The sequence below is a fragment of the Steroidobacter flavus genome, assembly GCF_042651805.1.
Lineage (GTDB): Bacteria > Pseudomonadota > Gammaproteobacteria > Steroidobacterales > Steroidobacteraceae > Steroidobacter > Steroidobacter flavus.
In genome coordinates, this window is record NZ_JBHSDU010000014.1 from 959402 (window position 1) to 974017 (window position 14616).

The following is a 14616-nucleotide window of genomic DNA, read 5'->3' on the forward strand; positions in this document are numbered from 1 at the left end:
CGCCTCACCGATCTGATGTTTTTCGTGCGAAGTAAACGTCCTTCAGACACTCCCTGCCCGGACGGTATCTGATCGATACTTTCATGCCGTTGATCTGCAACGGATAGGCGACTTCCGAGCCGACGCTGGACTGAGCCGCGGCGAAATCGTCGAAGGAGCCTTTGAAGTATTCCCGCACCAGCTCCTCACCGGAGAAACAAAGGTCGTCGCGAATGCGCAGCTCCAGGTGCACCCGATCGGTCACCCGCGGTGCCGCCGGATCCTTCGCGGCACTCACATGAGCGCTGTAGCCGATCTGCCGGAAAAAATCGCTGTGAGCATTGGCGTCGATCGCATAATTCATCCAGCCGATATCCTCGCCCGAATCCCCTGCCGGCGGCACCTGCTTGCGCAGAATCACACCTAGCTGACGCTCGACCGCGCCGCGATCGAACAACCTCTCCGAAGCCAGGCTGACGATCAGCCCGGTCAACTCCTGCTCATGCATGGCGCTCTCCCGAGCTTCGTTGTCAGCGCTCTGCGCGGCGCTGCCCAGGCAAGCCCAGGCAGCAACCAGCACCGCGGGGATGCGAATATGCTCGATCATTTCTTCTTGACCGGTCCTCGATACCGCTGGTAGTCCTCCAGAATCTGCAGCGCTCCCTTCTGCTTGCCGGTGCCCTCCAGCACCTCCCGCAACATCTCTCTGCGTTGCGCCGTCAAGCCAGGATCTTTCCACTGCATCTGGTATTTGTCGACGCGGCTCTGTTGCGCGACGACCAGTTTGTTCCATTCATCGTAGTAACTACCCTTGTCATACCAGAATTCCTTGAGTCCGGACCGGGCATTCTCGGCCCACGCGTCCCGGTAAGTCGCCGGAGCCTTGCCGACTGGATCGTTGGGGCGCTCATCGCCCCACTTCGCGCCGATCGTTCTCAGCGCAGTCGTGTAAGCCGCCCTGGCCTGCTGCTTTCCGGTCTTGGTAGCGAGGTCGAGATTGCTGTACGTATTACGATACTTGTCGTAAGCCGCCCGATAAACATCGGCGTGTACCTTGCCCACCGGATCGATCGCCGTGATGTCGAGCGACAGCTTCTCCTGAATTTCGCGGGCGACCTCGAACTCGTTCATCGCCGCCGCAGCCTCCGTGAGCTGCCCCTGGGTTTTGGAGTGGTTCATGTAGGCGCTTTTCACGGCATCGTAAGTGGGCATTCTCTCCCCCAGACCGAGCCCGGGAATCGGCTGGTAGGCGGAATCGGGTAGCTTGAACCCGGCGCTGTACAACGGATCGTCGGTGAATTTGTAATGCCCCAGCTCGTGGGCCAGTGTGGAGACCAGATATTCGGCAAATTGTGGCATGCCGCCCTGTTCCCTGATATTGATCTCAATCATATTGCGATCGGTCACATAGTGAGTCTGGGTATCGTCATCGACGAACCTGATGGTCCCCGTGAAGCCCTCCTTCTCGACGCTCGCAAACTTCTTCAAGTCCGCCACCAGCGTCTCCGAGCTGTTGAAGAGCTGGTCGACATCCGCGCCAAAGCCCGTGACGATGGCACCGTCGTCGGCGACCTTGAACTGGTATTCGCCAACCTGCAGCTTGCCTTTCAGACTCAGCGTTGCGCTGGCTCGTTGCTGTTGAGCTTGGGCTTCCTGGGCCGGGCCGATCTGTTGCGGGCTGTCCTGCTCCTGCGGGGCCCGTGCCACGGCTGAGCTCGCGGCGGCGTCGGCCGTCGCAATTTCCTTGACCAGCGAGTTACCCAACGCGGTGCCGAAGCTCTGCGCGGCAATCAAGCCATAGTTGGCGCGCTCTCCGGTGATTGCTTCATACACGCCGGCACTCGCCGCAGAACTGCCGAATCCTCTGGCAAAGTCCTTCACGAGCGCGCCGGCCGAGTTGGGAATGACCTTGTCCAGCCAATTGCCCATGGCGTTGCCAACCGCCGCACCGGCGGCAGCGGCGGCGACCTGCGTCCACGAGAACTGCTTCTGTAATCCAAGGGCCATTGAAACACCCTGCGTGGCCGCCTGACCGATGGCGCCTCGTACCGCTTGCGCGCCAAAACCGGAAAGTCCGGTCGTATTGTTCAGCCAGGACAACGAAGAAACATTCGAAGCCAGCTTGCCTATGCCTGCGCCGATTGCTGCTCCAATCGCGCCGGTGGCCACGCCGGTCCAGTCGAAATCCTTCTGCATGCCCAGCGCCATGGCGACGCCCTGACTTGCCGCGGCTCCGACGGCTCCCGCGACCAAAGCGGTGGTGCTGAAGCCCGCGCCGAGCGTGGTCACGCCCGCCGACATGATGCCGGTGAGCCCGGAACCGGCAGCAGCCGTGCCCACTCCGGCAGTGAACACCGTGACGACGATCGCAACGATGACCACCAGAATCATGCCCAGCACGCCGCAGCCCTTCTTCGCCGCGGGCGGCGGCGGAGGTTGTGGCAAGGTCGGCGAGGTATCGCCGAGCGCCAGGCCCGGGTCGACCGGTCGGAAGGTCGTGGCGTTGTTGTGAATGTTGCTGACGACGTTGGGAATGGTCAGCCGCATGTCGGGAGTCAACGGCACATTGTCGCCGAGGCCGTTGGCCTCCGCGATCAGGTACCAGAGACTGCTATCGCCCCACACCGAGGCCGCGATCGTTCGCAACGTGTCGCCGACCATGACGATGTAGGTGCCGGCGGTGGGCGGCGGATAGTTTTCGTTGATCGGCTGGAAGTTCTGGTCGAAGTCCGCCGACGTGACCGGGATGACGCGCTCGCCGATGTCCTTGTGCTGGAACGATTGCGCGCGACCGTTCTGCGTGTAGTGCAGGCTCCACTGCTGCCACTGCTGAGGCATCGAATCGTACTGCCTCGACTCGAGGTATTGTTTGTTGCCGTTGCCTTCCAGCTCGGTGCCGCGCAGCTCCTGAGCGTAGTCGATGCGCAACGGCGCCTTGCTACCGTCGACGGCCTGGTCGCCGACCGCCTTGCCGTACAGATAATAGAAACGGCGCATGGTCTCCGGCCGGACGCTGGTATCGTGGCCCACCCATTGCAGACGCTTGAGCGTCTGACCGTTGTGGTTGTTCACATACCAGATGGTGCGATTGGCGGCGTGATCGAAGACCCGGTCGAGATGGCCGTTCACGTCATAGTCGAAGTCCGACCGGCCGTCCTGCCACTCGCCGTTCACATTGTTGCCGGCACCGCTGATCTCGATGGAGCTCTGTTTATAACTGTCCCAGTTCTCGTACTGGTACTGGAGCGTTACGACCGCCGCGTTGGGGTCGGAGTTGTAGGTCACGCTCCGGTTGACTCGGCCGTCGGCGAGCAGGATGTACTCGACGCCTCGACTGTTCGCGATGTCGCGATCGAATCTCATCATGTGATCGGCGTCGTACTCATAGGTGTGGTGACTCGTCACCTGTTCCGCCGAGTTGTATTCGAAATAACCAATGCGGTCGCCCACATTGTTATTGACGCGCTCGGCACGCTTCGCACCGTTGCCGGCGACGTGCTCGGCATCGGGATTGATGCGGGTCACGGTCAGGAAACCGTTGTTGTCGTAGGTATAGGTTTCTTTGATCGTGAGACCGGCAACGTCTGTGGTCTTCTGCGAGGTGCGCTGATTGGCGCCGTTGTAAGTGATGTCGTAACCGTACGGGCCGCGCACGATCTCGCCGCCCACGGCGGTCAGCCGGCCCATCGTGGTCGTGAACCGGTTCATCGAGTCGTACTTGTACCAATACTCCTGCACCAGCAGATTATCGGGAGTCGTGGGCTTGAGCAGATCGTAGTACTCGCTGCGCACACTCCGACGGTTACCGACCTTGTCGTACTGGTATTCGATCTTGTATCGGCCCTCCTCCGCGATGGACGTCACGCGATTGAGCCCGTCGTAGCTGGCCGTCGACATCTGATACGGCGTCTGGCCGTAGGCAACTTCGCCGGGCACGATCGATTGCACCGAATAGCTTTCCAGCGTCCGGTTGCCGTCCCGGTCGTATTGGAACATCGCGATGCTGTTGATGCCGAGGTCCCGAATCTCCTTCACGTAGCCGTTGGCGTAGTAGAAATATTGGATGTTCTGCAGAACCGTGGCATCGGTGGCGCTGACCGTGCTCTGCTGACTCGTGAGCCAGCCGGCGGTATTGTAGTTGTACGTGTAGACGCGGCCACCCAGGTCCGTGTGCGAGCGGATCTTGCCGTACATGTCGACGTCGTCGATCTGCTGGTTGCCCATCGCGTCGACGGTCACTTTGCGATAGCCACCGCGCTCGCCGATCGTGCTCACGAACGAGTAGGTGTAAGAAGTCTCGCGATTCTGAGCGCTGCGATATCGCGTGATACGACCTTCCGCGTCGTAGTAGTAACGCTCGACATTGCCGAGGCCATTGGTGTGCTCGATACGGTTGCCGAGCGAGTCGTAGCCGTAGGCATCGTAGTTGCCGCCGGCGAAGTCGGTGCGGACCAGACGATTGTTCTTGTCGAACTGATAGCGCGTGGTCAGGTTGATCTCGGCCGCCGTGCTCGCCGCTTCGTTGCCGAATACGTCGAAGTAATGACGCTCGACATTGCCGTCGGGATTGAACTGCGCGGTGAGATGGCCGTTGCGGATCGCCACCTTGGTGGTGAACCCATTGGCATCCGTAGTGCCGATCGTCTGCCCGAGCGCATCGACGTAGTACTGGGTCTCGGGCCGGAAGTTATCGTTGCGGACGCCGTGCTCGTCGGTCTGAGACACGATCGGATCCACTTTTTTGATGACCTGGCCGAGCTCGTTGTACTGATATTCCGTCAGATAACCGCGACCGTCGGTTTCGCCGGTCACCTCGCCGAAGGCGTTGTATCGGCTGGTGCGGTGGATCTGGTTGCTGAGCGTGTTGCCGCTCGCGATGCTGTACATGAGCTGCAGCACGTAATTGCTCTGCTGCACCACCTTCGTGACATCGAGCCGGTTGTAAGCGGTCGCTTGCGGATCGCTTCTCTCGGTCCAGTAGTACTCCGTGTCCTGGCGGACCCTGTGCAAGTAAGTCAGGTTCGAAGCAGGATTGGCGGTCGTACCGCCGACGCCTGCCAGCAGCGAGCCGTCGCTCGGAGTGGTGCTCGAGTACAACTTGTACTGCCAGCTGGAGCTCGCGCCGATGCCGAGTGCGACCCATTGCCGGCCGCCACCCAGGGTGTCGTTAGGGGTCAGAGAGATGGGCGCCCCACCGTCGAGCGCGACTTGCACGGCAGCCACGCCACCGCCGGCGTTGACGCCCTGCCCCACGACAGCGACTGCGCTTTGCGTGGCGTAGTTGGTGTTGGCACGGATGGTGCCGTCGAAGAGCGTGATCGAGCCCTTGGTGACGATCAGGCGCCGAGTGCTGTACGAAACGCTATCGGTCCACGAGGATACAAATTCGCCAGTCACGCTTTGATTCACGAGGACAGCGCCAAACGCGTCCATGACCACGACCTGCGTCGCCACCCCGCTGAAACCTGCGATCGCAGGGATGCGGTAGGTGTTGTAGTACCGGAAGCCGCCACCTTGCTCGGGCAGCGAGGTCTGGGTCACAGTGATCGTTTGCGAGGGAATGAAATTGATCTGCGACTGTATGCTCGCGCCCAGCCGCTCATAGTGCACGGCTGTAACGACGCTCGCCTCATAGTCACGCACATCGACCGAATTGATAACGACGTTGGGTGTCTGGGTTTCGGTCGTCGTCTGCTGCGGAGTGGTGGCACTGCCGCTGACGTAGTCGAACACAGTGGTCGACGACGTCGTTTGCGGTGAGCCGGACGAGGGCTGGCCGGGGATCACGGTCGTGGTCTGCGTCGTCACCCGCATCGTCGTCCCGTCCCAGGTCCAGCTCCGAGCCGGAGGGTTGGAGTCCGTGGGGACCGGCGCATGCCCGAACTCACCTACCGACACGTAGCCGGGGTGACGATACGTCGGGTTGCTGCGGATGTCGCCCGGTGTACTCGGGTACCAGTTGTAGCTCGGTGTTCCTTGCACCGTGCGTATGTTGCCGCTAGTGATAGTCGTAGCAGGCGGGTTGTTGTTATAGGGTGAGTTTGGATCCGCCACCGGAGTGCCTACCGTCGGCACGGTCGTTCTGGTGCCGAGCTGCTCCAGCTCTTCCGTCGACAGCGAGCCCGTCAGGCCCGTGAAATCCATCGGCGCCTGAAATACATCCGTGATCTGATTGCGTGCGTTGTAGATGCTGAACTTGTACTGCACCAGCAGTGGCGAAATGCCCTGCACCTCTGCCGGCGTCGTCACCGAGCTCAGGTTCGTGCCGTTGCTCTGAGATACCTCGATCACCGCATTGCCGGCGGCATCGTAAACATACGCACGCGGCGTGCCCGTGTCCGCGTTGGTCCAGAGCAAGTGACCCAATTTGTCGTAGCGATACTCGGCCTGCGTCGTATTGTTGATGCCTCGGGCGCTGACATCGCCAAACGCGTTGTAACTGGTCCAGGTGAGATCGCCGTTGACACCGTCGGTCACGATACGGCGGCTCGATTCGCGATCGAGTGCGTCGTAATCGAACTCGGTTCGATACGTGTGCGAGGTGCCTGACGCATCGAGCGCGGTCTTGACCTGGCGCTTGGCCCGGCCGGCGGCGTCGACCTCGTAGTCGGTGCGATAGCTCATCGCATCCCACTCGGACCGCACGTTGCCTTGTTCGTCGTAGCGGACGCGGGTCACCTGGTTCTCGGCCGCGGTCCGTCCGAGCCGGGTCTGCAGCGTGCGATTGCCAAACGCGTCGTATTGCCACTCGGTCGTGGCTCGCCAATTCGTCGTGAGCACCGTCGACCCGCTCATGCCGTTATAGACGGCGACGCTGGGATCGAGCTGCTGCTTCAGTCGCCCGAGCTCGTCGTACACGAAGTTGGTTTGCGAGCCGTCCGCCTTGATGGCCTGCGTCAGGTTGCCGGCCGCGTCGTACTCGAAGCGGGTCTGGATGGCCTGCTCAGTCGAATTGAGCACACCGGTATCGCTCACCGTGCTGTAGCGGACACTCAGCGTGCGCTCGATCTTCTTGCGGCCGAGCCGGTCGTACTCGATCTCGACGATGCGATCCTGCCCCTGCCCCGCCACTTCATTGATGATGGCCGTCGGAATGCTGGCCGGCGACAGGTTGCTGATGGTGGTGGGGCTCAGCTGCTTCTCGTAGCGGGACTGACGAATGACATTGCCGTTGCTGTCGTATTCAAACCGGGTGACGTAACCGAGCGCGTCGACGCTGAGGATCTGCTGGCCGAGCTGATTGTAGAAGAACAGCGTCGCATGCTGGCGACCGTCGACCGTCATCACCACATTGCCCGTGGCATCGTAGTAAGTGAGATTCGCGATCTGACCGTAGATGTAGCCGTTGGTCGTCACCTCGCTATTGCCGTTCGGCCGCGTCCCGAGACGATCCGTATCGAAGTACGTTTCGGCTTGAGTGAGCGATCGGATCTGACGATTGTTCGCGTCGTACTCGTACTCCATCTCGCGGTAAGTATCGCCCGCCGTGGCGACCGGCCTGGCCGTCCAGGCCACGTTGGCGATGTTGAGCCGGGTCGTGAATGCGCGCTCTCGCGTCAGGTTGCCGGCATCGTCATAGCTGAACTCGGCGAGCGCCCCCGTGGCATCGACCTCGGCGACCTTGCGATTCAAGGCATCGAAGTAGCTGACCGTGCGACCGCCCGCAGCGTTGCGCACTTCCACGACGTTGCCGCGGCGATCGTAGGTGGTCGCGATATATGGGATCTGGCGACCGAGACCGAAGACTTCGATCTCAGGCAGGTTACGACGCACCTCGCGATTCAGCCGATCGTATTGAATGGTCGTGTCGCGCTGCTGTGGCAAGCCGAGCGCTTCCCGTATGCGGGTGACGTTGCCACGCTGGTCGTAGGTGTATTCGGTGACCAGCGTCTGGGGCGACGTGCTGACCGTGCCGGCTGAATTCACCGTGGTGACGGTCACGCTCGGCGAAGTCTGAGTCTTGACCTTGCCGGTACGATAGAACGTATAGATGAAGACGCTGTCCAGCTTGTCGCGATAAGTGACCTTGTTGCCGAACGCGTCGTACGTCATCGCCTCATCGTTGCCCTCCGCGTCGACGATCCTCGTCTGCAGGTCGCGGCGATCGTGCTCGATGAGAGTGGTCTGATCCCGCAGCGTGTCGATCAGCACATAAGGGCCGGTGACGGGATTGGGCACCGCGCTGACGATTGCCGGAGGAGTAGCGGTCGTCACCGTGCCCACCGCGGCGTTGGCGTAATGGACGATGCGCTCCACCGTGCCGAACGCGTTGTAGATCGTCTGCGTGACGTATTTTTCCGGATCGACCTGCAGGACTTGCTGATTGTTCTTGTCGAAATAGAAATAGCCGCTGAAACCGCGCTGGTCGGTGACTTTCACGGCATTGCCGAAGGCATCGTACTCAGTCGCGATCGTCCTGCCGGCCGGATCTTTGACGACAGTGATGTTGCCGTTGGCATCGAACACCTGTTCCGTCGCGTAGCGCGCCCTGAGCTCGCCTCGTTGGGTCGCGGTGAGATTCGCAGCATCGATCGGATAATGCAGCAAGTCACGCATCTGCCGTGCCCACTGAGTGTCCGTCTCCGCGAGCTCGTAGCCTCGCGGATCGATGATGAAACGTCGATTGCCGACGCCATCCACGATGTATCGCGTGACGGCAGCTTCGGGCTTGCCATAGCCGACCGTTTCTTCGATCAGATATCCCGCGGCATTGAACACGCGATGAGTCGTGCTCGCGTCCGGCGTATTGAACGCGACCGTCGTGTCCGTTTCCCGACCGACGGCATCGTAGACACGTCGCGTCTCGACGCCTTCTGCGTCGATGGTGCGTGTCAGACGACCGGCCGTGTCGTAGATGCGCTGCTCGACCGGTTCGGTCGCACCCGGTGTCGCCGGCACCTGCGCGGTGACGGTTGCGACCGTTGCGCTGTCGCCCACCGTGTATTGGCCGGCGTACTGAATCTTGCGCGTCTGGTGGCCCAAGTTATCGTAGCGAAACTCCGTGATGTAGCCTTCGCCATCGACGCTGAAACGCGATCGGCCGGCGGCGTCGTAGACGGTGCGAGTGACACGATCGTTCGCGGCATTCGTGATGACGTAAGAGCCGCTGCCCGGCGCGGTGCTCACAATCTGCGGAGCGACGTTCGTAGCGAAGGTTCCCGCGAGCGCATTGGTGTACTGGATCTGTTTGGTGACTCGACCCTCGGCGTCGTAGACGAACTGCGTGACGTAGCCTTCCGCGTCGATGTCGAAGATGGCGCGATTGGCGTTGTCGTAGACCGTGCGCTCGGTCTGATCGTAGGTCGTGTTGGTAGTGATGGCCGCCGCGACGTTTGTTTCGTTGACGGTGGCGGGCACGGTGATCCGTGTGAAATAGCGCGTGGTTTCAACCACGTTTCCGGAAGCATCGTAGCTCAGCTTCGTCACCGCACCTGTGCCGTCGATTCGGTAGCGCACCTGGCCATCACGGTTGTAGACGGTGTGCGTGACTTGATCGGCCGCTGCGTTGACTGTCAGTCGTGAAGTGATATCGGCAGCCGAGATCGCGAGCGGCAACGCCGGCGGCGGGCTCGTCAAGCTGATGCGGTTCGCATAGGCCGTGGTCTTCACCACCCGACCTTCGGCGTCGTAGTCGGTCTTGACGACGGCACCGGTGCCATCGACCGAGTAGATCAACTCGTTCCTGACGTTGTAGACGAAGCGAGTCACGCCCTCGCGGGCATCGGTGGTCGCGACGACGTTGTCATTGAGATCGTAGGTGTAGATCGTGCGCAGGTTGAGCCCGCTGGGATCCACCGCCGTCTGAGTGCGACGGCCGAGCGTATCGTAGGTGTGCTGAGTGACCCGAGGCTGACTGGAGCCGACGCCATCCGTCACCGTTACGGTGTTGCCGCGATAGTCATATGCATAGTCGGTGCGAAGATTCAGGCCGGTCGCGTTGCTCACCAACGAGGTCGCGGTTTGCGTGCTGGTCGCGTTGGGCACGCTGAGCGGATCGACGATGACCGACGTGAGCTCGCCATCGCGGTTGTACTGCAGCTGGGTCCAGACACCCGCGGCATCCTGCGTCCAGACCGCCTGGCCACGGCCATCGTGGAATGTTCGGGTGACGAGATTCAATCCCGTCGGATCGACTGTGCGCGTCAGCACGCGATCCGCCGCGTCATAGGCGTACACCGTTCTGATGCCGTTGGCATCGATCGTTTCTATCCTGCGACCCGCCCGGTCGTAGTTCTGAGTGGTCGTGCCCGCGGCCGTCGTGACCGTCTTCAACCGGCCATCCGCGTCGTAGAGATACGTAGTCGAGTTGCCGCGACCATCGGTCACCGTGAAGACTTCGCCATGACGGTTGTAAACGGTCGAGGTCACCACGCCCTCGGGACTCGTGGTCGTCAACCGGCGCTGGGCGGCGTCGTACGCGTAGGTGGTCGTGTGGCCCAGCGCATCGGTGCGCGAAATTTCCTGATCGAACGCGTTATATGCGATCGACCGCGCGGGATTGCCTGGGTCCGTGGTGGCGATGACACGACCAAGGCGGTCATAGCTTGTGCTCCAGATGTTGCCGCGAGCATCGGTGGTCCGTGCCAACCGACCGAATGCGTCGTAGGCTCGCTGCTCGATGGCAATGGTGCCGCTCGTTCCCCGGCGTGTCTCCGTCAGCAACCCACGGCGGTCATAGATGTATTCCACGGGCAGCGTGCGCGTGGCATCGATCTGCTGAAGCGCCGAAATACGTTCGCCAAACGCGTTGTAGATGAAGGTGGTGAGTGCATCTTCGCCGGTGCTCGTGGTTCGCGCCACGCGTTCGCTGAGCAGTCGCCCCGTGATGGTGTACTCGTACGTCGTGCGTCCATCGCGCGCGTTGTCGGCGGTGGCGGTCAACGTGCTGATCAAAGCCGACGTGAGCAGTCCGCCCGTCAATCCGCTGGTGGAGATTCGATTGACGTACGAAATCTCTTCGGCGACCTGATTGAGCGCGTTGTAGCGATATTCGGTGCGCTCGCCGAGCGCATTCACCTCGAAGCGCAGCCGATTGTCTTCATCATAGAAGTACAGCGTCGTGTCGGTCTGTGTGTCGGTCGGACGTATCGTCGCCGAGATCTTCCGGCCGGCAAGGTCGTACGCATACTGGACGCCATAGCGGGTCCAGATGTCATTGATCTGCGTCTGCGTCGGATTGGTGAGAGCCGCGAGTTGAGCGGAGCCTTCCCCGGTAAGCTCCTGGATCACTCGGCCCAGGAAGTCGTAACGCGTCTCGGTTGTGCGCGCATCGCTCGTGCCCGCGGCTCGTGTGGTGCTTACAATGCTGCCCATCGCATCGTAGCTGTAGGTCGTCGTCGTGATGGTTGCGGGAGCTGTCGCGGGCCCTCGCGAAAGCACTTCGCTGAGCAGCTTGTTGTCACCATCGTAGGTGTAATCAGTGGTCTCACGCACTGTCGCGTCCACCACCAATGCTTTCAGTGTCGAGAGCGTCGAGCGATACGACAGCACCTGGTCGTAACGAATGCGCTTGTTGATATTGCTGGCGCCGTCGTACTGCGTCTCGGTCAGATACCCTTCGGCGTCCAGCACACCAGTGAGGCGCCCCATCGAGTCGTAGTAGTACTCGGTGACCTGATCGCGCTCCGGATCGATTGCGGTTTCGGTGTCCGTCCCCACCGAGGTTTTGAGTGCGGCCAGCGTGCCCGTGGCGCGCAGGCCGGCGGCGCTTTGATTGGCGTAGCGAGTCTCCTCGATCAGGCGACCCGAGCCGCTGTAGACGTACGCGGTGAGGTAGCCTTCGGCGTCGAGCTGTCCGATCTTCAGGCCCTCGCCGTCATAGAAATAGCGAGTGCTACGATCGTCGTCGTGTGTTGCCACCGCGACTGCCGATGGCAGCACTTCGTCGACCGTGCGCAGAATCGTGAGGCGATTCGCGTACTGAACGACGTCCGTCAGGCGGCCAGCGCCGTCGTAACGGTTTTCGACCACGGCACCGGACGGATCGATCGTGTAGACCAGCGCACCCGAAGCGTCATAGACGTACCGGGTGATGCGATCGTTGTTGGGATTGCCGCCCGCCGCTGTGCGCAGCGTGGAGAGCGCGATGTCCGCGGGGTTGTTGCCCACCACCAGCGAGTTCCGAGTTTGCGTGGGCAGCAGCGCTGCGTACTGGATGGTCTTGATGCGTTCGCCCGCGCGGTTGTAGACGAACTCCGTCAGCGAGCCATCGCCGTCGACCTGCGCGACCTGCCGGCCCGCGTCGTCGTAGTAGAAGAACTGCCGCACGCCGGTGGGATCGGTCACCATTCGCAGCCGTCCGCCGGCATCGTAGGCATAGCTGGTCTTGCCCAGGGCTTCGAACGAGCCCGCGCTGCCATTGGCGACACTGAGCAGTTCGCCGGCACGATTGTAGACGCTGGTCGTAACCAACCCATTCGCGAACGTCGAGCGTGTCGTGCGGCCCGCGTCGTCGTACGCATTGAGTGTCGTGCGGGTCGTCGTGGCGGAGATCCATTCATTGCTGGTGAGCCGCCGACCGAGTCCGTCATAGGTATAGACGGTGCGGTAGTCGTTGGGATTGCCGATCGTCGCTTCGCCGCGCGGATCGATCGTTTGTAACAGCTGGCCGCGCTGGTCGTACACGAAGCGCGTGATCATGGCGGTGCCGAGCGGCGCGCCCGCGGTGGTCATGCCCCAGTACTGAGTGATGTTCAGGACATTGCCACGGAAGTCATAAGCATAGACCGCCAGCTCGTGCGTGCGATCGCCGCTGCCGGTCCAGGTAACCAGGTCGCTCTCGGCGAAGTTCGTCGCGGTGTAGCGGATATTCAGGTAGGTGCGGGTCGAGGTGCGTTGACCGGAGGTGTCATAGCGATGCTCGGTCACGCGACCTTCCGGCGAGATCACGAATCGCAGATGACTTTCGGCGTCGTACACATACCGCGTCGTGCTCGGCTCGGTCGGTTGACCGCTGCCTGCGCCATCGGGATCGCGTCCGGCGTACGTCGTTTCCGTCAGCAACTGATTGTTGCTGTCGTAGGTACGCGTGATCGTGTTGCCGAGGCTGTCGCGAGTGAGCGTCAAATTGCCGTTGGCGTCATAGCCGAACGTCGTGACCCGATTGAGGCCAGTCGGATCCTCGGTGATCGACGTGACATTGCCGTCGGCGTCGTAAGCGTACCGCGTCTCCATCCGGGTGCCGTTCACCGCGGGACTCAACACCGACGTGAGCCGGCCAGCCTCGTCGTGGATGTAGCGCGTGACCAGTCCCAATGCATCCTGCACATCGGTCTGAAGCTGGCCGCCGCCTGGCGTGGACGATCCCACATCCAGTGTCGCGGGAAAGCCGGACAGCAGCGCGCCAGTCATCAACGCAGGGTTGCCCATCGCGGCCTGCAAGGCACTGCCAGCCGCGGCGCTGTTCACTCCATACAGAGCGTTAGCAATCGATTGCCACGTCGCACCGGCGGGAACCGTGTAGTAACCCGGGCTGAGATAGCTGGCCTGATAGATCGAACGGAAGTTGTTACCGTCGACCTGCTCCCACACCAGCGCGGCGCTGCCGCCCATATCGACCGCGGCGAACTGTGCAGTCACCGTGGTCGAGCGCGAATCGATCAGCTGCGGCGTGCTCCATGTGCCGCCATTCGAAGTGACCGCGTAAAGATCGTCAGTCGTTCCGTTGGTCTGCAGCCAACCCACCACCGCGTTGTTGCCGGCGATGGCGACTGTGATTCTGGTCCCGGAGACCGCGGCAGTGCTGTTTTCGAGCAGCGCCACCGTGCCCCACGTTCCGCTGGTCGCATCGAAGCGGCGTGCGTAGGCCGAGATGGTTGTACCGTCATCCTGCGTCCAACCGGCCAGCGCGTTACCCTGCGCGTCGACGGAAAGATCCCAGCTCGAGATGGTTCCCGATTGAACCAACACGGTGGTGCCCCAAGTCGCGGTCGCGCTGTCGAAGCGACGAGCATACAAACTCCCCGCTTCGCTCCACATCGCAATGGCATTGCCCTGGCCGTCGAAGCCCATCTTCGGACGGTCGGTCGCACCGGTCCCGCTGTCGAGCAGCGTCGCGGTGCTGAAGCTCTGGCTCGCATGGCTCCAGCGGCTGTAATAAACACGTTCCGCCGTGCCGTCCGACTGGCGCCACGTCACCAGTGCATTGCCGGTCGCATCGATGCCCACCTGCGGCAGCGATGCGTGCGGCGAGGTGCTCTCGAGCAAGCCGACCGCGCCCCACACCCCGTTGTTCGCGACGCTCGCACGAACATTCAAGCGACCAGATTCGGTGCGTATCCACGTGACCGCGGTAAAGTCTCCGGCGATCGAGAGCGCGAAGCTGTCTCGCGCGTTGGTCACGCTATCGCTCGAAGCCATCAGCTGCACGGCGCCCCACGTGCCAGTCGCGAGGTCGTAGCTCGAAACCGCCACACCCGTGCTCTGTATCCATCCGAGCACCGCTTTGCCAGTCGCCCGATCGACCGCCAGCTGCACGGCGCTCGACGTGACGGTCGCACTATCGACACGAACCGCCGCCGACCACTGCGCCGTCGCCACGTCGTAGCGCCGCACATAGACGTCGCCGCTGAAGATCCACGCGCCAAAACCATTGCCGTAGGCATCGAACGCCAGACTCGATGCACCCGCCGCGGCGCC

2 protein-coding genes are annotated in these 14616 nt (G+C 61.9%); both read right to left on the bottom strand.

The window, feature by feature from the left end; genetic code table 11:
- Positions 1-4 precede the first annotated feature (4 nt).
- Positions 5-586, bottom strand: a complete 582-nt coding sequence (locus tag ACFPN2_RS26725; RefSeq protein WP_380602335.1) for a hypothetical protein — start codon at positions 584-586, stop codon at positions 5-7.
- The gene (locus ACFPN2_RS26730) at positions 583-14532 is read right to left on the bottom strand and encodes a hypothetical protein (protein WP_380602337.1); all 13950 of its coding nucleotides are present in this window, start codon (positions 14530-14532) and stop codon (positions 583-585) included. The genes ACFPN2_RS26725 and ACFPN2_RS26730 overlap by 4 nt, the downstream gene beginning before the upstream one ends.
- Positions 14533-14616 lie beyond the last annotated feature (84 nt).

Excerpts from the sequence above, each read along its gene's own strand:
- ACFPN2_RS26725 (WP_380602335.1), bottom strand. The coding sequence starts at position 586 with ATGATCGAGCATATTCGCATCCCCGCGGTGCTGGTTGCTGCCTGGGCT.